The following is a 21,295-nucleotide window of genomic DNA, read 5'->3' on the forward strand; positions in this document are numbered from 1 at the left end:
TTTTTAGTTTATACCCGCCAGGCGCAGCAGCGCCGTCACCACCGCCGCGGCGATAATCACCACGATAAGCGGCATCTTGCGCCAGGCAAGGAACACGGCAAAACCGACGCCAAGTACCCGCGCCATGCCGGAAAAATGCTCGCCTTCATAAAAGGTGGTCGCCAGCGCCACGGAAAATAGCAACACCGTCGCGGCATCAGAAAGCAGCGCCTGCGAGCGCTCGGAAAACGCTAAACGACTGCCAAGCTTTGCCCCGCCCAAACGCATCAGATATGTGCCGATCGACAGAATCGCGATCCCGGCGATAAACAGCGTCATATTAGCCATTATTTTTTCCTCGCCAGTAAGCCAAACAATGAGAGCAGAACCGGTAATCCAACCGGCGCGAAGGGCACGGAGGCCAGCGAAATAACCGCGCCGCTGCAGGCGCGAATCAGTGTGGTACGTTTTTTAAAAGCCGGTACCACCAGCGCCAGCAGGATGGCCGGGAATACCGCATCCAGGCCGATGGTTTCTGGAGCGGGTAACAATTTCCCGACCCCGGCGCCCAGCAGGGTACCGAGCGGCCAGATGAGCGCCACACCCAGGCCGCAGAGCCAGTAGGCGGCTTTCCGCTGCTCCGGGGTTTTCTGCGACAAGCCGAACACCACGCTCTCATCATTCATAATGTGGCAGCCGAGCAGGCTGGCGGCGCGGGCGCCGACCAGATCGCGCACGGTGACGCCAAAAGGAACGTGGCGGGCGTTCACCAGTAAGCCTGCGGCGGCGGCGGCGAGAGGGTTACCGCCGCTGGCGACAATACCGATAAACATAAACTCCGAGGCGCCGGCCAGCACCGTAATGGAAAGGACAAACGGCACCCACAGCGGAAAACCGTAGGCCATCGCTAATGAACCGTAAGACATGCCGACCACACCGACCGCCAGGCATACCAGAACGATTGCTTTAATGGTGTCCCCACTGAGACAGGAAAATTTGTAACGCATACGCTTTAGCCATATCGAACGAATTTCCATTATAATGAACGCAACAGAATGGTTTTTCAAGACGAACGATTCGTTCGATATAAAATACGAGGAGCGGTGTATGACACAGCCCATCAGCGTAATTGCTAAAAGCCTGACGCGCGAGCGCTCGCGCACCGGACTCTCACTGGCGGAGGTGGCGCGCCGCGCCGGGATAGCCAAATCGACCCTGTCACAGCTGGAATCCGGCAATGGCAACCCTAGCCTGGAAACATTGTGGGCGCTGTGCGTGGCGCTGGATATTCCCTTCGCCCGTTTGCTGGAGCCGCAGGCCAACCAGACCCAGGTGATTCGCCGCGGCGAAGGCACCAAAGTGGTTGCTGAACAGGCCAACTATCAGGCCATTTTGCTGGCGGCTTGCCCTCCCGGCGCGCGTCGCGACATCTATCTGCTGTTGACGCAGCCCGGCGCCGATCGGATCTCGCACCCGCACCCGCCCGGGTCGGTCGAACATATTATTATCACTCAGGGGCGCGCGCGCGTTGGCCTCACCGAAGCGCCAGAAGAGCTGGGGGAAGGGGATTACATCTGCTACCCGGCCGATCGGGAACATCTCTTTCAGGCGCTGGAGCCGGATACCCAGGCGCTGCTGGTGGCAGAGCAAAATTAGTCATAATCTGCGCATTTTATTCTGATGCGCAGAAGATTATTTCATTTCCCATTAATGAATGAGTGAATTATTTATTCACTCATTTTCTTTATTGTTTTTCCATTTTTGTTTCCTTCCGTTTTGCCTGAAAACATGGGATTGATGTCACTCTTCCTGCCGGAAGGGGTTCGTATACTTAATTCGTGACATTGGGGCCTATTATGTTTTTAGAAGAACGTAGAAAGCATATCCTGAAATATTTAAACGATCATGAGCGTGGTTTTGTTAATTATTTTGCTGCTTATTTTAGTGTTTCAAAAGAAACCATTCGCAGTGATTTAAATATTCTTGCAGAAATGGGGTTGGTGCAACGTTGTTATGGCGGAGCGATTATTTCCCGGCACAATTTAAAGGCTGAACTTATTTCTGAAACCGGTGATAGTTTCGGCGTGCTGCTGCAGCCGATTAACCATCGGAAACCTACGGCGAGCGGTCAGCAGAAAGGAAAATCGATGAACGGCAAAGTGTGTGTATTCGGCTCATTTAATGTGGATATCGTGGCCCGAGTGGAGCGTTTTCCGCGCGGTGGGGAATCGCTACTGGCGCTCGCCAGCAGCCTTGGGCCCGGTGGCAAGGGGGCGAATCAGGCGACGGCGGCCAGTAAAGCCGGCGCGCAGGTCCATTTTGTCGCTAAGGTGGGCAAGGATCAGTTTAGCCACCTGGCGGCCGATCATCTCACTCGTTCAGAAATACACTCCTATACGCTTTATCAATCTGAGAGCGAACCTACCGGCAATGCCATTATTTATGTTTCGCAGGAAAATGGCGAAAATATGATTGCTATTTACTCCGGCGCCAATACTACAATAACGCATAATGAGATTGAGGCGATTATTCCTGAACTTAGCGCCTCCGACGTTTTACTTGTTCAGCTTGAGAATAATTTTGATGCCACTCATTCGCTAATAAAAAAAGCCAGAGGACTCGGTAAGACAGTCATTCTCAATCCGGCGCCATACTCGGCGGAAATTATCAAAAGCATTCCTTATATCGATGTGATTACACCGAATGAAACCGAGGCTTCATTATTATCCGGTATCGACATTCACGATGTTGATACTGCCAAAGAAGCCGCGCTTCGCATCGCTGAATTAGGCGCAAAGAAAGTGCTGATTACCATGGGATCGCGCGGGGCGCTGCTGCTGGATAATCGCCAGTTTAGTCAAATTCGCGCCTTTCCGGCGGTCACCGTCGATACCACCGGCGCTGGCGATGCGTTTAATGGCGCGCTCGCCGCCTCGCTGGCTGCCGGCAACACCCTGGTTCAGGCTGCGACCTGGGCCTCTGCTTTCGCCTCTCTGGCCGTCGAGCTGGAGGGGGCTTCCAACATGCCTGACTTTGCGCAGGCAAATGCCCGACTCCGTACCCTCTAATCCAGGAAAAATAAGATGAAAACGATTAACGGTGTTGTACCCGTCATGCTGACCCCTTTTACCGCTGACGACCAGATTGATTATCCGGCGCTGGCGAAGCTGATCGACTGGTATCTGGCAAAAGGCGTGGATGCGCTTTTTGCCGTCTGCCAGTCCAGCGAAATGCAATATCTCAACTTACAGGAGCGTGTCGAGCTGGCGCGTTTCGTGGTGCAACGCGTGGCGGGGCGCATTCCAGTCATTGCCTCGGGCCATATCAGCGATGATCTGGCGGCGCAAAAAGAGGAGTTGCTGGCAATGGCGCAGACCGGCATTGATGCGCTGGTGTTGGTCACTAATCATCTTGATCCGCGTAATGAGGGCAGTGAAGTCTTTTTCGCTACCCTGCAATCGCTGTTGGCGGCTTTACCTTCTTCCATGCCGCTGGGGCTGTATGAGTGCCCGGCGCCGTATCACCGCCTACTTAGCGACGACGAGTTCGCCTGGTGCGCCAACAGCGGTCGTTTCGTGGTGCTGAAAGATGTGAGCTGCGATCTGCCTACCGTTGAGCGCCGCGTGCGTCTGGCGCAGGGAACCCCGCTAAAGGTCATCAACGCCAATGCTGCGATCGCCTGGCCGGCGATGCTGGCGGGCGCCGAAGGTTTCAGCGGCGTGTTCACCAACTTCCATCCCGAACTGTACGGCTGGCTGTGGCGGGAAGGCAAAAATCAGCGGGCGCTGGCCGATGAACTGGCGATATTTCTGTCGCTGGGTGCGGTAACCGAAACGCTGGGCTACCCGAAAAACGCCAAAATTTACCATCAACGGCTGGGGACCTTCGACAGCGATGCCTGCCGGGTTAATAAAGACGATGTGCTGAGCAAATTCTGGGGGCTGACGGTGATCCTTGACCAGATCCGCGCCGGGACTGAACTGTGGCAGCAGCGGATCGCCGGCTAAGGGAGGGATCATTATGATCGTATCGAGTCTGCAGGCGTGGCCTGCGCAACAGGCCGCGTTTCATCCGGCGATCCGCCAGGCGCTGGCGTTTATCGCCAGCCAGGATTTCCAGCGCTTCGCGCCGGGGAAAATCGACCTGATCCCGGGGAAACTTTTCTGCCTGCTGCAGGAGATGGAGAGCGTGCCTTTCGCGCAGGCGCGGCCGGAGTCGCACAAGCAGTTCATTGATATTCAGTATCTGATTTCCGGCGAGGAGCGGATGGGTGTCAGCCGCGCTGAAAGCGGCAGTCATTGCGTTACCGAGGATCGGACGCCGCAGCAGGACATCCTGTTCTGGCAGGTTGAAGAAGAGGAGACGCAGATAACCCTGAAACCCGGCATGTTCGCCATTTTCTTTCCCCAGGATATCCATCGCCCCTGCTGCCATCCGCGCGATGGCGAGCGGCAACATATCCGTAAAGCGGTGATGAAAATCGATCGCGCCTTGCTGGAGGAGGGTTTATGAGTTCGCTAAATCAAACGGCGGCTGAAGCGATTGCGGCGCCGAAACTCTCGCGTCGACGTTGGGGCATTATTTTAATCCTGCTGCTGGCCGCGGTGGTCAATTACCTCGATCGCGCCAACCTGAGTATCGCGAACACCACCATCGCCAGGGAGTTTGGCTTCTCTGGTACTGAAATGGGGCTGTTATTGTCAGCGTTTCTCTGGCCCTATGCGCTGGCGAATTTGCCCGCCGGCTGGCTGGTAGACCGTTTCGGCGCGAAGAAAATGTTCAGCGGCGCGCTGGGATTGTGGTCAGCGGTAACGTTCTTAATGGGTTTCGTGAATACCTATAGCTTCTTCTATGGTTTGCGCATGCTGCTGGGCGTGGCGGAGTCACCGTTCTTCACTTCCGGTATCAAGATCACCCAGAGCTGGTTCTCGGAGAAAGAGCGCGGGCTGCCGACATCGATTATCAATACCGGTTCGCAAATCGCCAATGCGATAGCGCCGCCGGTGCTGACTATTTTGCTGTTATGGATCGGCTGGCGCGGCATGTTCATGGTTGTCGGCCTGCTCGGACTGCCATTGTTGCTGGCGTGGCTTAAATTTTATCGCGACCCGGACGCGCGCGAGGCGATGCTGATAAACACCGGCAAAGTCATGCGTCCCGAAGGTGAGCAGCCGAAGGTCAGCTGGGGCGAACTGTTTCGCCGGAAAACCACGTGGTTCATGATTGCCGGTAACTTCTGCATCATGTTTACCATTTGGGTTTATCTGACATGGCTGCCGGGATATCTGGAAACCTCGCTGGGCTTTAGCCTCAAGCAGACCGGTTTTATCGCCTCGATTCCTTTCTTTGCCGGTATTATCGGTGTGCTGTGTGGCGGGATGCTTTCTGACAGACTGGTGCGTAAAGGGATGAACGCCGTTACCGCGCGTAAAGTGCCGATTGTGGCGGGCGCCGCGCTGGCGGCCTGCTTCGTGATGCCGATTCCGTTTGTTGATAATAGCGGCGTTGCGATCGCCCTGCTGACGCTGGGCTACTTCTGTTCACAAATGCCTTCCGGCGTGATCTGGACGTTAGCGACCGATATGGCGCCGAAAGAACAGGTCGCCTCATTGGGTGCTATCCAGAACTTTGGCGGCTTTCTCGGCGCGGCGCTGGCGCCGATTATCACCGGCATTATTCTTGATGCTACCGGGCACTTTACCAACGTATTTATTCTCGGTGGGATACTGCTGTTTATGGGCGCCTGCTGCTACGGTTTCTTTGTGCGCAAAAATGCCTAATCCCTCTGGTAGCAAAAACGCCTGATTGCTCAGGCGTTTTCTTTATTACGCAAGGTAAAACACGTCACTCAGTTCAGCGCTCAACGGGCTGTTATCCGGATTCGTCGGCATCACCTCGCGCATATAGCGCCACCAGCGTTGGCAGACCTCGGTTTCCGCCACCGCATTCCAGCGGGCTTCCGATTCAATTTCCACCGTGGCGAATAGCAGATGGCGCTGTTTGTCGAGATAGATTGCATAGTGGTGCGCGCCATGCGCTTTCAGCGTCGCTTCCAGTTCCGGCCAGATGGGATTATGACGGCGCCGATACTCCTCGTGGGCGTCGGGATTGACCTGCATCACGAAGGCTTTGCGGATCATAACGCCTCCAGGTACAGCTCGCGTACCTCGTCGCGGCTGGCGCTGCGCGGGTTACAGGGCGCGCAGGGGTCGGCCAGCGCTTTATCCAGCCAGCCTTCGATATCAGCCTTACTCACGCCAAGCTGACTAAAACCTTCAGGAATACCGACTCGTTTGCTCAACGCGCGAATCGCGTTAATCGCCGCCATGCTGGCGGTTTCATCGCTCATGCCGCGCGTATCGACGCCCATCGCCTGGGCGATGCGGGCAAAACGCGCCACCGCGTTCGGGCGGTTAAAGTTTTCGATAATCGGTAGCAGGATGGCATTACAAACGCCGTGCGGCAAATTGTGGGTTGCGCCCGGCTGATGCGCCAGCGCGTGTACCAGACCAAGACCTGCGCTGTTGAACGCCATCCCTGCCAGATACTGGCCGTATGCCATCTGCTCGCGGGCCTGCAGATTGTGCCCGTCATCGACGGCCAGCGGCAGCCACTGGTGAATTAAGCGAATCGCTTCCAGCGCGTTGGCGTCGGTCAGCGGATGGGCGCCAACGGAGACAAACGCCTCGATAGCGTGGGTTAACGCATCCATACCGGTCGCGGCGGTAACCGACGGCGGAATATCCAGCATGACGCTGGCATCGTCGACGGCAATATCCGGGATGATGTTCGGGTCGATGATGACCTCTTTCACCTGACGTTCGCTATCGATAATCACCGCGTTGCTGGTCATTTCGGCGGCGGTTCCGGCGGTGGTGTTAATTGCCACCAGCGGCACGCCGGCATTTTTCACTTTGCCCACGCCGGAATAGGCCGTCGACGGCGCCGGGTTAGCGCTGAGGATTTTCACCGCCTTAGCGGTATCGATCGGGCTGCCGCCGCCGAAGGCGATAATATAGTCACACTGCGCCGCACGGAATGCGGCGATACCTTGCTGAACCAGCGCTTCGGTTGGGTTCGGAAAGACGTTATCGAACAGATGATAAGACAGTTGATGCGCTTCCAGCGCCTGAAAAAGGCTATCGAGCAGTCCCATTTCCACCAGATGACCGTCGGTGACAATCAGCGCTTTTCCCCATTGCTTGTCCGCCACCAGGTTCACCATATCGCCGATCGCGCCCGCGCCATGCAGGCTGATTTTCGGCAGTGCCAACATAAAGCTCATGATTATTCTCCTTAAAGGGCGCTCGCTTTCTTAGAGCGCCAGCGCGCTGGCCAGCGGCGTGACGCCAAAGCGTTGGGCTAACGCAATCAACTCTTCGCGGCTTATCGTCTGTTTCATGCCGCCCATCGAATAGACTTTCACCAATACCTCAGCGGACTTCTCGGCGGTATCGATCAGGCCGAAAGTTTCATCCAGCGTCGGGCCGCTGCCGAAGACGCCGTGGAATGGCCACAGCACCAGAGAATGTTTCTGCATTTCGCCGGCGGTCGCCTGGCCAATCTCGTCGGTACCCGGCACCATCCACGGCAGAATGCCAACGCCGTCCGGGAACACCACCAGGCATTCGGTGCTGCCTTCCCATAGCTTGCGGGTGAACAGATCGCTGTTGTTCTCCAGCACGTAGGTCAGGGCGATCAGGTTGGTGGCATGGCAGTGCATGATCACGCGATCTTTGCCGCCGGTGGCTTTGATGCGCTCGCAGTGCGACAGGAAATGCGCCGGTAGTTCCGACGTCGGCACGGCTTCTTCCGTCAGCCCCCACAGGATGAAGTAGCCCGCGCCGTCGTTGTCCACTTTCACCACCCCGAGATTGGCGGCGGGATCGAGCTGCACGTTACGGAAGAATTTACCGGAACCGGTGACGATAAACGGTTGATTAGCCAGTTCCGGCATCGGCTGGCTTAAGGCGATATAGCGCGGCTGGGGGTGAAAATCGGCTTTGAATGGCGCGATATCCGCTTCATCCAGGCGCAGCGTCAGATTGCCGCCGTTACGTTCGTCCCAGCCTTTAAGCCAGGCGTCGGAGGTGGCTTTGATCATGCCCTGAACGAACCATGAATTGATAATGTTGTGCATAGTCTTGTCTTTCCTGTTGATTCGCAATAGGTGTGATTCCCCGAATAAGCCCCATATGGCGCAATCCGGGGAAGTCAGGCATTAGCCGCGCTGGCTCAGCACGTCTTTTTCATAGGTCCGCACGTTTTCCAGCCACTGGCTGCCTGCCGGCGTATCGTGACGCTGGCAGTACATTTCCCAGATGGCCTGCCACGGCAGCGATTTCTGCTCTTCGAGCAGCGCCAGGCGGGTGGTGTAATCACCGTCGTTTTCCAGCTGGCGCAGCAGCGCCGTCGGCTCCAGCAGCGCGCGCAGCAGGGCTTTTTTCATGTTGCGGGTACCGATAACCCACGCCGCGATGCGGTTGATGGAGGCATCAAAGAAGTCGAGGCCGATATGCACGCGGTCGAACAGGTTGTGGCGGATAATTTCGCTGGCGATGGCCTGGGTTTCGTCATCCAGCAGCACCACGTGATCGCTGTCCCAGCGTACCGGGCGGCTGACGTGCAGCAGCAGGCGCGGGATATAGAGCATGGCGGCGGAGATTTTGTCGGAGATGACTTCCGTCGGATGGAAGTGGCCGGCATCCAGGCACAACGCGGTTTGACGGCTGGCGGCGTAGCCCATGTAGAATTCATTGGAGCCAACGGTATAGCTTTCGGCGCCGATACCGAACAGCTTGCTCTCAACGGCGTCGATATGGTGCGCCGGATCGAGTTTTTCACTGATAACTTCATCCAGCGCGTTCAGCAGCCGCTGGCGCGGGGCGAAGCGATCGACGGTAATATCTTTCATGCCGTCCGGCACCCAAATATTCATTACCGATGGCGTCCCAAGCTGCTCGCCGAAATAAGCGGATATGCGGCGGCTGGCTTTGCAGTGATCGATCCAGAACTGACGAATCTCCGGATTGGCGTGCGACAGCGTAAAGCCGTCGGCGCTTAGCGGATGTGAGAAGCAGGAAGGGTTAAAATCGAGCCCCAACTGCTGGCGTTTGGCCCATTCCACCCAGTGCTTAAAGTGTTCCGGCTTAATTTCATTACGCGCTACCGGCATGGTGGATTCGAGATAAATCGCGTGCAGATTAAGGCGCTTCGGCCCCGGTATCAGGCTTAGCGCCTGTTCGAGATCGGCGCGTAGCTCCTGGGCATTACGCGCTTTGCCGGGATAGTTGCCGGTGGCCTGAATGCCGCCGGTTAAGCTGCCTTCCGGGTTTTCAAAGCCCGCCACGTCATCGCCCTGCCAGCAGTGCATTGATACCGGCAGGCGGTCCAACTGACGCAGAGCTTCTTCGGCATCAACGCCGATGGCGGCATAGCGCTGCTTAGCAATTTCCCAGGCTTGTTCAAGTTGAGTGGTCATGCGCAAAGCTCCTTTGTAGGTTGTGGCTGAAATTGCGCGACGAAGCGGGCAATTTCGCTATCTGAATGTGGGGTGAACGTGGTGAGCGACGCGTTGTCGCCTACCACCTGACGGAATTCATCGACGTTGTGCAGTTCATCCAGCGTCATCAGCTGGATGCCGATATTGCCAAGCGTGGAGGCTTCAATGGGGCCGGCCACCACCGGCAGGCCGCAGGCATCGGCGCATAGCTGGTTAAGCAGCGCGTTCTGGCAGCCGCCGCCGACGATATGCAGCTGGCTGAAAGGGTGGCCGCGGAGTGCCGCCAGTTCGCCCAATACCCGGGCATACAGCAGCGCCAGGCTGTCAAAAATGCAGCGCGCCAGTTCGGCGGGAGTGACCGGGATCGGCTGGGCGGACTCCGCGCAGGCGGCCTGAATTTCGGCGCTCATATTGGCCGGGTTGATAAAGCGATCGTTATTGCAATCAATCAGATAACGACAGGCCGATAGCTGCGATGTGTCGACAATCAGCGCCTGCAGATCGCTAATGTTCTGCTCCTGCAGTACCCGCTGCAGCAGCCACAGGCCCATGATGTTTTTCAGTACCCGATAACGCCCCTCGGCGCCGCCTTCATTGGTGATATTCGCCTTCAGCGCCTGCTGGCTGGTGTAAGGCGTTTTACTTTCAAAGCCCATCAGCGACCAGGTGCCCGATGAGAGATAGGCGGCATTTTTGTCCGCCAGCGGCGAGGCGATCACGGCGCTGGCCGTATCGTGGCTGGCGACGGCGACCACCGGGATGCGGTTACCCTGCGGGCAGATCCAGTGGCCGATAACATTGCCCGGATGCGTCGGCGTACCGAACCAGTCCGGCTGCGCGCCGCTCCAGCGGATCAGCTCGTCATCCCAGTTATCGCTATTGATATTGACCAGTTGCGTGGTGGTGGCGTTGGTGTATTCCCAGTTCATCGCGCCGGTCAGGCGGTAGCTGAAGTAGTCTGGGATCAGCAGCGCATGGGCGACCTGTTCCGCCAGCGCCGGCTGCTGGCTGACCAGCGCCCGCAATTGATAAAGGGTGTTAAACGGCAGAAACTGGATGCCGCTGCGGCAGTAGATATTGGCGCGGCCAAGTTGTTCGATTGCCTGCGCCATCAGGCCGTGAGTGCGGCTATCGCGGTAGGAAACTGGCAGGCCGACGCGCTGGCCGCGCTTATCCAGCAAGACGAAATCAACGCCCCAGGTGTCGATACCGATGCTGTCGATCAGGATCCCCTGTTCGCATACTTTCACCAGCCCACAACGAATTTCCGCTTCCAGGCTATCGATATCCCAGCAATCGTAGCCATCGACTTTCTGCAGGCGATTAATGAAACGGTGAACTTCACGCAGTGTCAGCGCGCGCGTCGCGGTGTCATAATTCGCGAGCATGACCCGACCGCTGGAAGCGCCTAAATCAACGGCGACACAATGACGAATACTCATGGCACGACCCTTCTTAAAATCATTACAGGCAGTCTAAAAAAGGCGTCTCTGCGTCACCTTCTCGCTACTGACAGCGAAAGCGGGCGGCTGGCAACACAGCAAAGGTGACCGTGAGAAGCGTCACAGTTTCGTTTTATGGGCGGCGCGAGGCGGGGTGTGATGCTGGCCGCAGTTCCGGATATTTCCGGCTGGTTCTTGAAAAAACGGCAGGCTTTACGCGGTTTGCGGTCAAAAATTGAAGGCCGGATTGCCGGCCCTTAATTACTATTTGCGACGACGGTTGATAATTTTTCTCATTCGTGGAGGCTGCTATGACCGTGTTGCACAGTACGGATTTCTTTAAGGCCGGCGTCTCGGCGGTGGCGATTGAACCGCGGCTTCCTCAAGCGGCTTTTCCTGAGCATCACCATGATTTTCATGAGATTGTTATCGTCGAGCAGGGTACGGGCATTCACGTTTTCAACGGCCAGCCCTATACCATCAGCGGCGGTTCGGTCTGCTTTATTCGCGATCACGATCGTCATCTTTACGAACACACCAATAACCTATGCCTGACCAACGTGCTCTACCGCGCGCCGGATGCTTTTCGTTTTCTGACCGGCGTGAACCAACTGCTGCCGCAGGAGCAGGACGGCAACTATCTTTCACACTGGCGGGTCAATCAGACGGTGCTGCAGCAGGTGCGGCAAATCGTCGGCCAGATGGAAAAAGTCGGGCAGGGCGTCGAGCCGCATACCATCGCCAGCCGTGAGATCCTTTTTATGCAGCTACTGGTGCTACTGCACAGCAACAGCCTGGCGGAAGGCGCCGGCAACCACGAGGCGCGGCTGAATCAGCTGATGGCCTGGCTGGAAGACCATTTTGCCGAAGAGATATGCTGGGAGGAGGTAGCGGCGCAGTTTTCGCTCTCTTTACGCACCCTGCATCGCCAGTTAAAGCTGCAAACCGGGCTGACGCCCCAGCGCTACCTCAACCGGGTGCGCCTGATGAAAGCGCGGCACCTGCTGCGCCACAGCGATGATAGCGTGACAGAAATCGCTTATCGCTGCGGTTTTGGCGACAGTAACCATTTTTCGACGCTATTTCGCCGTGAATTCGACTGGTCGCCGCGCGATATTCGCCAGGGGCGCGACGCTATTCTTCAGTAACGCGAGAAGAGTCAACGTATTGCCTCACCAAAATGCGAATAATGGTTGGTTTCCGCGTCGGGAGTGAGAGTTGTGGCAGGTCAGCTGGTGCTTCGCAAAGATGAGTTTTTTGCCTCCCCCTCGCAGGCGGTGGCGGTGGCTGACCGCTACCCGCAAAACGTCTTCGCCGAGCATACCCATGAATTTTGCGAGCTGGTGCTGGTGTGGCGCGGCAACGGTCTGCATATCCTCAACGATCGCCCGTGGCGGATTACCCGCGGCGATCTCTTTTATATTCGCGCGGAAGATAAACACTCTTATGCGTCGGTCAACGACCTGGTGCTGCAGAATATTATTTATTGCCCGGATCGGCTGCGGCTCAATTTTGACTGGGCGGCGCATATTCCGGGATTATTCGGCACGCCGTGGCAGCCGCACTGGCGGATCGGCAGCAGCGGGATGGCGCAGGTCAGGCAGGTGATTACCCAGCTGGAGCACGAAAGCGCGCGGCAGGATGCGCAGGCGGATAGCATGGCGGAGCTGCTGTTCGCCCAACTGGTGTTGACGCTCCAGCGCTATCGCTACGCCACTGATAACCTGGCGGCGACGCAAAGCGAAACACAGCTCGATAAACTGCTAACGGCGCTGGCCGGAAGTCTGAATCGCCCCTTTAATCTGGATAGCTTCTGTCTGCATGAAGGCTGCAGCGAACGTGCGTTACGCCAGCAGTTTCGCCAGCAAACGGGAATGACGATAACTCACTATTTGCGCCAGCTGCGGATCTGCCATGCGCAGTATTTACTGCAGCATACCGAGCGGCTAATCGGCGAGATCGCCATGCAGTGCGGGTTTGAGGACAGTAACTATTTTTCGGTGGTGTTTAATCGCGAAATTGGCATGACGCCGGGACAGTGGCGGCAGCGCAGTCGCGCCGCCGCGTAAGGGGAAATCAGTTAGCCATTCCCAGGCCGACGATATTCGCGGCGATGATAATCACCACACAGCCGAGGCTGAGCACGCTGACCGGGCGGCGTCCGGCGTTGTTCCACTCTTTCAGCACCAGCCCAACCAGCCCGCCACACAGTACGTAGAAGCTCATATGCAGCATCCAGCTCATGTAGTCATACTGCGCCGGGATACTGGCGTGGCCCCAGGCATAGAAGAAGAACTGCAGATACCACATTAGCCCGCCCAATGCGGAAAGCAGAATGTTGCTGATGATAAGCGGTTTTGCCAGTGAGAAGTCGGCTTTTAGCGACAAATCCTTCACTTTGGCGAGGCGAATAAAGCAGAAGCCGAGGTTAACCAGCGCGCCGCCGCCCATGATCACCACGTAGCTTGGCAGCGCGGTATACAGCGGGTCGACGCCCAGCGCCGCGGCGGCTTCATGCATTGGTTTAGCGGCGTTCATTGCAAATGACATGCCGGCGGAGAAAATACCGCACATTACCGCCAGCATCAGCCCTTTTTTCAGGTTGAACTCTTCCGCTTTGATGCCCATTTTGCGCTCTTTAAGCTGGCCGGCGCGGGTGACGATACCCACGCCAATTACCGCCACCAGCACGCCGAGCAGGGTCATTTGTCCGCCTTTGGTGTGAATCAACACATCAAAGTGGCCGTTGAGGATCGGCGTCATTAAGGTGCCGACGATAAGCGTAATGCCGATAGCGATACCGATCCCCATCGACATCCCCAGATAGCGCATGGTCAGGCCATAGTTGATGTTACCGATGCCCCACATCGCGCCGAACAAAAACACCGGCAGCAGCGTGGAAGCGCTAAATGAGCGATAGTAGGCCCAGAAATCGGGCAGCAGCATGGCGCTTATCGCCCACGGCAGAATTAGCCAGGAAACAATCCCGCCGATCGACCACATGGTTTCCCACGACCAGTGTTTCACCTTCTTGAAAGGGGCATAAAAACAGGCGGCACTGGCGGCGCCGATTAAATGCCAAAAAATTCCCATCGTAATCGCATGATTCATTGCCTTTACCCTCATCTGTTTTTGGGTTGGATAGACTCTCTCCGATGCGATGAGTGTAAAAATTGCGCAGTTTTTACGCCTTTGAGCTGTTGCCACGCCAGGCGAAACTCTGGCAATCAGGGGCTTAATGAGTTGTTTTGGCTCACAAACTGGGGTGTATCTATTTTGGGTATAACCTTAGTAAAACTACGGCATTGATAATCATTTTCAATATCATTTAATTAACTATAATGAACCGACTGCTTACGCGGCGTTAACACCCTCTGCCGCCCGATAATAATGGAGATGATTATGAGTTATACACTGCCATCCCTGCCGTACGCTTACGATGCTCTGGAACCGCATTTCGACAAGCAGACGATGGAGATCCATCATACTAAGCATCACCAGACCTACGTTAACAACGCTAACGCAGCGCTGGAAAGCCTGCCGGAATTCGCTAACCTGTCCGCGGAAGAACTGATCACTAAGCTTGATCAACTGCCGGCTGACAAAAAAACCGTACTGCGTAACAACGCGGGCGGCCACGCTAACCACAGCCTGTTCTGGAAAGGTCTGAAAACCGGCACCACCCTGCAGGGCGACCTGAAAGCCGCTATCGAGCGTGATTTCGGTTCTGTGGACAACTTCAAAGCTGAATTCGAAAAAGCGGCAGCAACCCGCTTTGGTTCCGGCTGGGCGTGGCTGGTGCTGAAAGGCGACAAACTGGCCGTCGTTTCTACCGCTAACCAGGACTCCCCGCTGATGGGCGAAGCCATTTCCGGCGCTTCCGGCTTCCCGATTATCGGCCTGGATGTGTGGGAACACGCTTACTATCTGAAATTCCAGAACCGCCGTCCGGACTACATCAAAGCCTTCTGGGACGTGGTTAACTGGGACGAAGCAGCAGCGCGTTTTGCCGCCAAAAAATAAGGTTGCATTGTGCTAAGAGAGAAGCGAGTCTGATGACTCGCTTTTTTTATATCCGTAGCAAGGAGAGCAGCAATGCATTATCCGGTGAATGTCTTTGTCGGCAAAATCAGGGACTACGACGGTAGCCGCCCCAGCGCAATTGGCAAAATCCAGGTCGATGGCGAATTACAGCTCGGCGATCTCGGGCTGGAAGGGGACGAGCAGGCGGAAAAGAAAATTCACGGCGGGCCGGATCGCGCGCTGTGCCACTATCCCCGCGAGCATTATCTCGACTGGATCCGCGAATTCCCGCAGCAGGCCGAGCTGTTCTGCGCACCCGCATTCGGCGAAAACCTTTCTACCGAAGGGCTAACGGAAAAAAACGTCTATATCGGCGATATCTTTCGTTGGGGCGAGGCGCTGATTCAGGTCACTCAACCGCGCTCTCCCTGCTTCAAACTGAATTACCATTTCGGCATTAGCGACATGGCGCAACTGATGCAGAACAGCGGCAAGGTTGGCTGGCTTTACCGCATTATTGCCGGCGGCCGGGTCTCCAGCGATGCGCCGCTGGAGCTGGTATCGCGACTAAGCGATGTGAGCGTACATGAGGCCGGAGCGATTGCCTGGCATATGCCGTTTGACGACGAGCAGTATCACCGTCTGTTATCGGCGGCGGGCCTGTCGGTAAGCTGGAGCAGAACGATGCAGAAGCGGCGTTTAAGCGGGCAGATCGAGGATAATTCGCGGAGATTATGGGGGAAATAATTCCCCCATATTGAACGTTGCAACCAGTAGCCCGGCTCAGCGTAGTGCAAGCCGGGACAGGGTTAAGTACGCTTATACAGCGGCAGCCAGATTGTTAAACGCAGCCCACCCAGCGGGCTATCGTCGGCTTTAACCCAGCCGCGATGTTGCTGAATCGCCGTTTCGACAATCGCCAGCCCCAGACCGGTGCCGCCGGACTCGCGATCGCGAGCCTCGTCGGTACGATAGAACGGACGGAAAATCTGCTCGCGATCCTCCGGGCTGACGCCCGGGCCGTCATCATCGACGTTGACCGTGATTCCGTCTTTATCCACCGAGAAACTGACGGAAATTTTCGTGTGCGAGTAGCGCAGCGCGTTGCGCACGATATTTTCCAGCGCGCTTTCCAGCGCATTGGGGTTACCGTACAGCGGCCAGGGGCCCGGCGGATACTCAACGGTGAAGGATTTACCCATCTGCTCGGCTTCAAATGCCGCGTTGTCCAGCACTTCGCCCCACAGCTGATTCGCTTTCACCGTCTCGCTGACCAGCGCGTTTTTCGCCTGATTACGCGACATCACCAGCAGGTCGTTGATCATGCTATCCAGCCGATGCGCTTCGGTTTCGATACGCTCCAGCTCTTTGCTTTCACCGCTGCGGCGGCGCAGCAACGCGGTGCCTAACTGCAGGCGGGTTAACGGCGTGCGTAACTCGTGCGAGATATCCGACAGCAGCCGCTGCTGGCTGGTCATCATTCGCTCAAGCGCGGTCACCATCTGGTTGAAGCTGGCCCCGGCGGCCAGAAACTCCTGCGGACCGGCTTCCAGTTCAGGATGCTGCCGCAGGTTACCCTGGGCAACTTCGTCGGCGGCGTTTTTCAGCTTGCGCGCCGGTTTCGCCAGACTCCACGCCAGCCAGAGCAGCAGCGGGGCGCTGACCAGCATCGTCACGATAAGCAGTAATAGCGGACGGTCAAATAGCAGGTTGATGAAGTCGGATTGTGAAGTACTGGCAGGGCGGATGAGATAAAGTTGATAATTATCTTCACCATCCCTGACGGAAAACGGGCCGACCATCTCCAGGCGTCCGTAACGCTTCTTCTGCGGATGATCGGCATTATCGGCCTGGCCGATAAAGTTACGAATGATCTGCATTTCGTTGCGTTCTGCGCCGATCACGCGGCCTTCGCTGGTGACCAGCAGCAGTCGCTGCCCCGGCGGCGCCCACTTATCGATGGCGCGAAACAGGCGTCGCCACCACATCAGGTCGTTCGGCGGGTCGTTCGCCAGTTCGGCCTCGACGTGCTGCTCAATCATGATGCCCTGACGTTGCTCGCTTTCCAGCAGCTCGGTCATCTGGCGCGAGTCCAGCTTGGGCAACATCAGTACCAGCATCAACACCAGCGCCAGCGTGAGCCAGAAGATAGCGAAGATGCGTGCGGTTAAACTTCCAATCATGAAGCAGAAACCATCAGATAGCCGCGTCCGCGCAATGTTTTAAACCACGGATGGCCGTCTTTGCGCTCCGGCAGCTTACGCCGCAGGTTGGAAATATGCATATCGATAGCGCGGTCGAACGGCGTCAGCCGCTTGCCCAGCACTTCCTGGCTTAAGTGTTCACGTGACACCACCTGACCAAGATGCTGCGCCAGCAGATACAGCAGGGTGAACTCGGTGCCGGTCAGCTCCAGCGTTTGCCCATCAAAATTGGCTTCCTGACGACCCGGATTGAGGCTTAACGCATCCACTTCCAGGGTCGGAGAACCGGATTCGGTGGTCTGCTGCTGCTCGCTCCAGTGGGAACGACGCAGAATCGCGCGTATACGGGCCACCAGTTCGCGATCGTTAAACGGCTTAGGCAAATAGTCATCCGCCCCGAGTTCGAGGCCGAGAACGCGATCCAGCTCGCTTCCGCGCGCCGTTAGCATGATAACCGGGGTCTGGTGTGTCTGACGTAATTCTTTAAGCGTGTCGATACCGTTTTTCTTCGGCATCATCACATCAAGCAAAAGGAGATCAATGCTGTCGTCAAGAAGCGCCAGCGCCTGTTCACCGTCATGGGCAACGAGCACATTAAAACCTTCCATATCGAGCAGCTCTTTTAACAGGGAGGTGAGCTCCCGGTCATCATCAACTAACAGGATTTTATTCATTGTTTAAATACCTCCGAGGCAGAAATTACGTCATCAAGGCTCGCTAATCCATGACTTTACGTTGTTTTACACCCCCTGACGCATGTTTGCAGCCTGAATCGTAAACTGTCTCTCGTTGAATCGCGACACAAACGTTTTGGGAGTATGTGATGCGCAATGTTATCGCTGCCGTCATGGCCTCAACGCTGGCGCTAAGTGCTACTAGCCAAGCCGCTGAAGTCGTTACCGGCGTTAACTGGCTCCACGGTGAAGAGGGAGCCCAGCGCAGCGGCCAGAGCCATATGTTTGACGGCATAAGTTTAACCGAACAGCAACGACAGCAGTTACGGGATCTTATGCAACGGGCGCGCCATGACCGGCTCCCTGTTAATGTTAGCGAACTGGAGACAATGCATAGCCTTGTCACCGCAGATAAATTTGATGAAAGCGCTGTGCGCGCTCAGGCAGAAAAGATGGCGCAGGAACAGGTTGCCCGCCAGGTAGAAATGGCGAAAGTCCGCAACCAGATGTACCACCTGCTAACCCCTGAGCAGCAAGCGGTTTTAAATGCTAAGCACCAGCAGCGTATGGATCAGTTGCGTGAGGTTGCAAGGATGCAGAAAGGCTCAGCCATGATGCTTTCCAGTAGTAGCAGTACCGTGCAACCCAAGTAACAAACCCTGTTTTCCTTGCCATAGACACCATCCCTGTCTTCCCCCACATGATGTGGGGGTTTTTTTTGTCTTTTTTTCGCCTCAGCCGCCGCATGCCCGTTCATCTTCCGGGTAAAAGTTCAGGTTATACTAAGCGCATCGCCGGAAAAGGAGCGTTTATGAATCAATCTTATGGGCGGCTGGTGAGTCGCGCGGCTATTGCCGCGACGGCGATGGCCTCCGTGTTACTTTTGATCAAAATTTTTGCGTGGTGGTATACCGGTTCGGTGAGTATTCTGGCGGCGCTGGTGGATTCGCTGGTGGATATTGCCGCCTCGCTGACCAACCTGCTGGTGGTGCGTTACTCGCTACAACCTGCTGATGAAGAACATACTTTTGGCCATGGGAAAGCGGAATCGCTGGCGGCGTTGGCGCAGAGCATGTTTATTTCCGGTTCGGCGTTGTTTCTGTTCCTGACCGGGATCCAGCATTTGATTCGCCCTGAACCGATGCAGGCGGCGGGCGTCGGGATGGTGGTGACGCTGATCGCCTTGATAAGCACCCTGATGCTGGTGACCTTTCAGCGCTGGGTGGTCAGAAAAACCCAGAGCCAGGCCGTGCGTGCGGATATGCTTCATTATCAGTCTGATGTTATGATGAACGGCGCTATTCTTATCGCCCTCGGCCTCTCCTGGTACGGCTGGCACCGCGCCGATGCGCTGTTTGCATTAGGGATTGGCATCTATATTTTATATAGCGCGCTGCGTATGGGTTACGACGCGGTGCAATCGTTATTAGACCGTGCGCTTCCGGATGAGGAACGTCAGGAAATCATCAGTATCGTGAACAGCTGGCCCGGCGTCAGCGGCGCGCACGATCTACGAACGCGGCAGTCAGGGCCGACTCGCTTTATTCAAATACATTTGGAAATGGAAGATAACCTCCCGCTGGTGCAGGCGCACGTAATCGCCGACCAGGTGGAGCAGGCTATTTTGCGCCGTTTCCCGGGATCGGATGTCATCATCCATCAGGATCCCTGTTCTGTGGTGCCGCCGGCGCGGCAGGGCGTTTTTTGAGCTTTCGGTTATAGTCTGTAAACTCGATGTAAAAATGTGGGGCGGGTAGGCATTTTTTGTATAAATTACCGCCATTTGGTCTGACCTGAATCAATTCAGCCAGAAGCGTTTGATATACTATTGCAATTATCGTCGTGCACTCCTGGTATGGGAGCGCTTCAGGCAACAGGATTATTTTTTGCTTCCTAAGTTCAGAGGTAGTCATGATTAAGAAAATCGGTGTGTTGACAAGTGGCGGTGATGCGCCGGGCATGAACGCAGCAATTCGCGGCGTTGTGCGCGCGGCATTAACGGAAGGTCTGGAAGTTTTTGGAATCTATGACGGTTACCTCGGCCTGTATGAAGATCGTATGGTTCAGCTTGACCGTTACAGCGTGTCCGACATGATCAACCGTGGCGGTACCTTCCTCGGCTCCGCTCGTTTCCCGGAATTCCGCGAAGAGCATATTCGCGCTGTCGCCATTGAAAATATGAAAAAGCGCGGCCTGGACGCGCTGGTTGTTATCGGCGGCGACGGTTCCTATATGGGTGCGATGCGTCTGACCGAGATGGGTTTCCCTTGCATCGGCCTGCCGGGCACCATCGATAACGACATCAAAGGTACTGACTACACTATCGGTTTCTTTACCGCGCTGAGCACCGTTGTTGAAGCGATTGACCGCCTGCGTGACACCTCCTCTTCGCACCAGCGTATCTCTGTGGTGGAAGTGATGGGCCGCTACTGTGGCGATCTGACTCTGGCGGCGGCGATTGCCGGCGGCTGTGAGTTCATCATGGTGCCGGAAGTAGAATATACCCGTGACGATCTGGTGGCTGAAATCAAAGCCGGCATCGCGAAAGGTAAGAAACACGCGATCGTGGCCATCACCGAGCACATGTGCGACGTTGACGAACTGGCTAGCTTCATTGAGAAAGAAACGGGCCGTGAAACTCGTGCGACCGTGCTGGGTCACATTCAGCGCGGCGGCTCTCCGGTTCCTTACGACCGTATTCTGGCTTCCCGTATGGGCGCATATGCCATCGAACTGCTGCTGCAGGGCTTTGGCGGCCGCTGTGTTGGTATCCAGAACGAAAAGCTGGTTCACCACGACATCATCGATGCTATCGAAAATATGAAGCGTCCGTTCAAGTCTGACTGGATGGATTGCGCGAAGAAACTGTACTAAGTTTCGCGGCATAACAAAAAGGCCTTCTCAGTGAGAAGGCCTTTTTTATTAGGGCGTTATCGAGCGCGTTATTCGATATCCAGCGCATCCTCGGAAAGGATGATACCGGTATTGTCGGCATACAGATGATCGCCGGAGAAGAAGGTAACGCCGCCGAAGTTGACGCGCACGTCGCTTTCGCCGATACCTTCCCCTGCAGCGGCCACAGGAATGGCGGCTAACGCCTGGATACCGATATCTAAATCTTCCAGGTCGTCAACCTGGCGCACCGCGCCATAGACCACCAGCCCTTCCCATTCGTTCTGTACCGCCAGACGCGCCAGGTCGGCGTCAATTAACGCGCGTCGCACGGAACCGCCGCCGTCGATAAGGAGAATATGACCACGGCCATTCTGCTCGAGCAGATCGTAGAGCAACCCGTTATCCTCGAAACATTTTACCGTAATGATCTGTCCACCAAACGACGACCGCCCTCCAAAGTTGGAAAACAGCGGTTCCACGACATTGACATCTTCCTGGTAGATGTCGCAAAGCTCGGAAGTATCGTATTTCATAGGCTTAACGTTCAGTTGCTGCGAGAATTTTTAGTATATCCCG

23 protein-coding genes are annotated in these 21,295 nt (G+C 56.1%); 12 read left to right on the forward strand and 11 right to left on the reverse strand.

The features are described from left to right. Positions 1-3: 3 nt before the first annotated feature. Both ABLU78_RS11745 and ABLU78_RS11750 read right to left on the reverse strand, forming a co-directional pair. Positions 4-327 carry an AzlD domain-containing protein gene (locus tag ABLU78_RS11745; protein WP_045378791.1) on the reverse strand — a complete coding sequence of 108 codons (324 nt, stop codon included), beginning with the start codon at positions 325-327 and terminating at the stop codon, positions 4-6. Then, positions 327-986 carry an AzlC family ABC transporter permease gene (locus ABLU78_RS11750; protein WP_048230168.1) on the reverse strand — a complete coding sequence of 220 codons (660 nt, stop codon included), beginning with the start codon at positions 984-986 and terminating at the stop codon, positions 327-329. The genes ABLU78_RS11745 and ABLU78_RS11750 overlap by 1 nt, the downstream gene beginning before the upstream one ends. Before the next feature lie 100 nt (positions 987-1,086). Between ABLU78_RS11750 and ABLU78_RS11755 the strand changes: the two genes are divergently transcribed. The 5 genes from ABLU78_RS11755 (at position 1,087) to ABLU78_RS11775 (ending at position 5,759) form a co-directional block, all read left to right on the forward strand. After that, complete coding sequence (locus ABLU78_RS11755; protein WP_015368954.1) at positions 1,087-1,635, forward strand: helix-turn-helix domain-containing protein; 549 nt, start codon at positions 1,087-1,089, stop codon at positions 1,633-1,635. 200 nt (positions 1,636-1,835) lie between these two features. Beyond that, on the forward strand, positions 1,836-3,047 hold the full coding sequence (locus ABLU78_RS11760) for a PfkB family carbohydrate kinase (RefSeq protein WP_348820591.1): 1,212 nt from the start codon (positions 1,836-1,838) through the stop codon (positions 3,045-3,047). A 15-nt stretch (positions 3,048-3,062) separates the two neighbouring features. Beyond that, positions 3,063-3,986 (forward strand): dihydrodipicolinate synthase family protein, encoded by a 924-nt coding sequence (locus tag ABLU78_RS11765; RefSeq protein ID WP_048230167.1) that lies wholly within the window; start codon positions 3,063-3,065, stop codon positions 3,984-3,986. A 13-nt stretch (positions 3,987-3,999) separates the two neighbouring features. After that, on the forward strand, positions 4,000-4,491 hold the full coding sequence (locus ABLU78_RS11770; protein ID WP_045367628.1) for a YhcH/YjgK/YiaL family protein: 492 nt from the start codon (positions 4,000-4,002) through the stop codon (positions 4,489-4,491). Then, entirely contained in the window at positions 4,488-5,759 is a 1,272-nt protein-coding gene (locus ABLU78_RS11775; protein ID WP_015368950.1) for an MFS transporter, read from the forward strand. The genes ABLU78_RS11770 and ABLU78_RS11775 overlap by 4 nt, the downstream gene beginning before the upstream one ends. A gap of 45 nt (positions 5,760-5,804) precedes the next feature. Here the strand turns inward: ABLU78_RS11775 and rhaM are convergent, their stop codons facing one another. The 5 genes from rhaM to rhaB form a co-directional block, all read right to left on the reverse strand. Next, complete coding sequence (gene rhaM, locus ABLU78_RS11780; protein WP_045389360.1) at positions 5,805-6,119, reverse strand: L-rhamnose mutarotase; 315 nt, start codon at positions 6,117-6,119, stop codon at positions 5,805-5,807. Then, on the reverse strand, positions 6,116-7,264 hold the full coding sequence (fucO, locus tag ABLU78_RS11785; protein WP_015368948.1) for a lactaldehyde reductase: 1,149 nt from the start codon (positions 7,262-7,264) through the stop codon (positions 6,116-6,118). The genes rhaM and fucO overlap by 4 nt, the downstream gene beginning before the upstream one ends. 30 nt (positions 7,265-7,294) lie before the next feature. Next, on the reverse strand, positions 7,295-8,119 hold the full coding sequence (gene rhaD, locus ABLU78_RS11790; protein ID WP_047041906.1) for a rhamnulose-1-phosphate aldolase: 825 nt from the start codon (positions 8,117-8,119) through the stop codon (positions 7,295-7,297). Between the two features lie 81 nt (positions 8,120-8,200). Further along, positions 8,201-9,460, reverse strand: a complete 1,260-nt coding sequence (gene rhaA, locus ABLU78_RS11795) for an L-rhamnose isomerase (RefSeq protein ID WP_048230166.1) — start codon at positions 9,458-9,460, stop codon at positions 8,201-8,203. Next, positions 9,457-10,923: a rhamnulokinase gene (rhaB, locus tag ABLU78_RS11800; RefSeq protein ID WP_015703943.1), complete on the reverse strand. Its 1,467-nt coding sequence runs from the start codon at positions 10,921-10,923 to the stop codon at positions 9,457-9,459. Before rhaB ends, rhaA begins: the two co-directional genes overlap by 4 nt. Before the next feature lie 311 nt (positions 10,924-11,234). Between rhaB and rhaS the strand changes: the two genes are divergently transcribed. Both rhaS and rhaR read left to right on the forward strand, forming a co-directional pair. Next, entirely contained in the window at positions 11,235-12,071 is an 837-nt protein-coding gene (gene rhaS, locus ABLU78_RS11805) for an HTH-type transcriptional activator RhaS (protein WP_032712967.1), read from the forward strand. A 72-nt stretch (positions 12,072-12,143) separates the two neighbouring features. Next, positions 12,144-12,992 (forward strand): HTH-type transcriptional activator RhaR, encoded by an 849-nt coding sequence (gene rhaR, locus ABLU78_RS11810; protein ID WP_048230165.1) that lies wholly within the window; start codon positions 12,144-12,146, stop codon positions 12,990-12,992. A 7-nt stretch (positions 12,993-12,999) separates the two neighbouring features. Here the strand turns inward: rhaR and rhaT are convergent, their stop codons facing one another. Further along, on the reverse strand, positions 13,000-14,034 hold the full coding sequence (gene rhaT, locus ABLU78_RS11815) for an L-rhamnose/proton symporter RhaT (RefSeq protein ID WP_032706783.1): 1,035 nt from the start codon (positions 14,032-14,034) through the stop codon (positions 13,000-13,002). A gap of 291 nt (positions 14,035-14,325) precedes the next feature. Between rhaT and sodA the strand changes: the two genes are divergently transcribed. Both sodA and yiiM read left to right on the forward strand, forming a co-directional pair. Then, positions 14,326-14,946 carry a superoxide dismutase [Mn] gene (sodA, locus tag ABLU78_RS11820; RefSeq protein ID WP_015368940.1) on the forward strand — a complete coding sequence of 207 codons (621 nt, stop codon included), beginning with the start codon at positions 14,326-14,328 and terminating at the stop codon, positions 14,944-14,946. Positions 14,947-15,018: 72 nt separating this feature from the next. Then, entirely contained in the window at positions 15,019-15,693 is a 675-nt protein-coding gene (gene yiiM, locus ABLU78_RS11825; RefSeq protein ID WP_015703947.1) for a 6-hydroxyaminopurine reductase, read from the forward strand. 62 nt (positions 15,694-15,755) lie between these two features. Here the strand turns inward: yiiM and cpxA are convergent, their stop codons facing one another. Both cpxA and cpxR read right to left on the reverse strand, forming a co-directional pair. Then, on the reverse strand, positions 15,756-17,129 hold the full coding sequence (gene cpxA, locus ABLU78_RS11830; RefSeq protein ID WP_015368938.1) for an envelope stress sensor histidine kinase CpxA: 1,374 nt from the start codon (positions 17,127-17,129) through the stop codon (positions 15,756-15,758). Then, positions 17,126-17,824 carry an envelope stress response regulator transcription factor CpxR gene (gene cpxR, locus ABLU78_RS11835; RefSeq protein ID WP_015368937.1) on the reverse strand — a complete coding sequence of 233 codons (699 nt, stop codon included), beginning with the start codon at positions 17,822-17,824 and terminating at the stop codon, positions 17,126-17,128. The genes cpxA and cpxR overlap by 4 nt, the downstream gene beginning before the upstream one ends. Positions 17,825-17,973: 149 nt before the next feature. Here cpxR and cpxP point away from each other — a divergent pair, with 149 nt between their 5' ends. The 3 genes from cpxP (at position 17,974) to pfkA (ending at position 20,698) form a co-directional block, all read left to right on the forward strand. After that, positions 17,974-18,477 (forward strand): cell-envelope stress modulator CpxP, encoded by a 504-nt coding sequence (gene cpxP, locus ABLU78_RS11840; protein ID WP_015368936.1) that lies wholly within the window; start codon positions 17,974-17,976, stop codon positions 18,475-18,477. Between the two features lie 158 nt (positions 18,478-18,635). Beyond that, positions 18,636-19,532, forward strand: a complete 897-nt coding sequence (fieF, locus tag ABLU78_RS11845) for a CDF family cation-efflux transporter FieF (RefSeq protein WP_015368935.1) — start codon at positions 18,636-18,638, stop codon at positions 19,530-19,532. A gap of 203 nt (positions 19,533-19,735) precedes the next feature. Then, positions 19,736-20,698, forward strand: coding sequence for a 6-phosphofructokinase (gene pfkA, locus ABLU78_RS11850; RefSeq protein WP_015368934.1), 963 nt, complete (start codon positions 19,736-19,738; stop codon positions 20,696-20,698). 68 nt (positions 20,699-20,766) lie between these two features. On the opposite strand, the gene rraA is transcribed toward pfkA, so the two are convergent. Then, positions 20,767-21,252 (reverse strand): ribonuclease E activity regulator RraA, encoded by a 486-nt coding sequence (gene rraA / locus ABLU78_RS11855; protein WP_015703948.1) that lies wholly within the window; start codon positions 21,250-21,252, stop codon positions 20,767-20,769. Positions 21,253-21,295: the final 43 nt, after the last annotated feature.

This window comes from Klebsiella sp. JN_Kp122 (genome assembly GCF_040062085.1).
Lineage (GTDB): Bacteria > Pseudomonadota > Gammaproteobacteria > Enterobacterales > Enterobacteriaceae > Klebsiella > Klebsiella aerogenes.

Coding starts and splice junctions, on each gene's coding strand:
- pfkA (WP_015368934.1), top strand. CDS start 19,736: ATGATTAAGAAAATCGGTGTGTTGACAAGTGGCGGTGATGCGCCGGGC.
- fucO (WP_015368948.1), bottom strand. CDS start 7,264: ATGAGCTTTATGTTGGCACTGCCGAAAATCAGCCTGCATGGCGCGGGC.
- rraA (WP_015703948.1), bottom strand. CDS start 21,252: ATGAAATACGATACTTCCGAGCTTTGCGACATCTACCAGGAAGATGTC.
- rhaM (WP_045389360.1), bottom strand. CDS start 6,119: ATGATCCGCAAAGCCTTCGTGATGCAGGTCAATCCCGACGCCCACGAG.
- cpxP (WP_015368936.1), top strand. CDS start 17,974: ATGCGCAATGTTATCGCTGCCGTCATGGCCTCAACGCTGGCGCTAAGT.
- fieF (WP_015368935.1), top strand. CDS start 18,636: ATGAATCAATCTTATGGGCGGCTGGTGAGTCGCGCGGCTATTGCCGCG.
- yiiM (WP_015703947.1), top strand. CDS start 15,019: ATGCATTATCCGGTGAATGTCTTTGTCGGCAAAATCAGGGACTACGAC.
- ABLU78_RS11745 (WP_045378791.1), bottom strand. CDS start 327: ATGGCTAATATGACGCTGTTTATCGCCGGGATCGCGATTCTGTCGATC.
- ABLU78_RS11765 (WP_048230167.1), top strand. CDS start 3,063: ATGAAAACGATTAACGGTGTTGTACCCGTCATGCTGACCCCTTTTACC.
- ABLU78_RS11750 (WP_048230168.1), bottom strand. CDS start 986: ATGCGTTACAAATTTTCCTGTCTCAGTGGGGACACCATTAAAGCAATC.
- ABLU78_RS11760 (WP_348820591.1), top strand. CDS start 1,836: ATGTTTTTAGAAGAACGTAGAAAGCATATCCTGAAATATTTAAACGAT.
- ABLU78_RS11775 (WP_015368950.1), top strand. CDS start 4,488: ATGAGTTCGCTAAATCAAACGGCGGCTGAAGCGATTGCGGCGCCGAAA.
- cpxR (WP_015368937.1), bottom strand. CDS start 17,824: ATGAATAAAATCCTGTTAGTTGATGATGACCGGGAGCTCACCTCCCTG.
- ABLU78_RS11755 (WP_015368954.1), top strand. CDS start 1,087: ATGACACAGCCCATCAGCGTAATTGCTAAAAGCCTGACGCGCGAGCGC.
- rhaB (WP_015703943.1), bottom strand. CDS start 10,923: ATGAGTATTCGTCATTGTGTCGCCGTTGATTTAGGCGCTTCCAGCGGT.
- rhaS (WP_032712967.1), top strand. CDS start 11,235: ATGACCGTGTTGCACAGTACGGATTTCTTTAAGGCCGGCGTCTCGGCG.
- rhaA (WP_048230166.1), bottom strand. CDS start 9,460: ATGACCACTCAACTTGAACAAGCCTGGGAAATTGCTAAGCAGCGCTAT.
- cpxA (WP_015368938.1), bottom strand. CDS start 17,129: ATGATTGGAAGTTTAACCGCACGCATCTTCGCTATCTTCTGGCTCACG.
- ABLU78_RS11770 (WP_045367628.1), top strand. CDS start 4,000: ATGATCGTATCGAGTCTGCAGGCGTGGCCTGCGCAACAGGCCGCGTTT.
- rhaT (WP_032706783.1), bottom strand. CDS start 14,034: ATGAATCATGCGATTACGATGGGAATTTTTTGGCATTTAATCGGCGCC.
- sodA (WP_015368940.1), top strand. CDS start 14,326: ATGAGTTATACACTGCCATCCCTGCCGTACGCTTACGATGCTCTGGAA.
- rhaD (WP_047041906.1), bottom strand. CDS start 8,119: ATGCACAACATTATCAATTCATGGTTCGTTCAGGGCATGATCAAAGCC.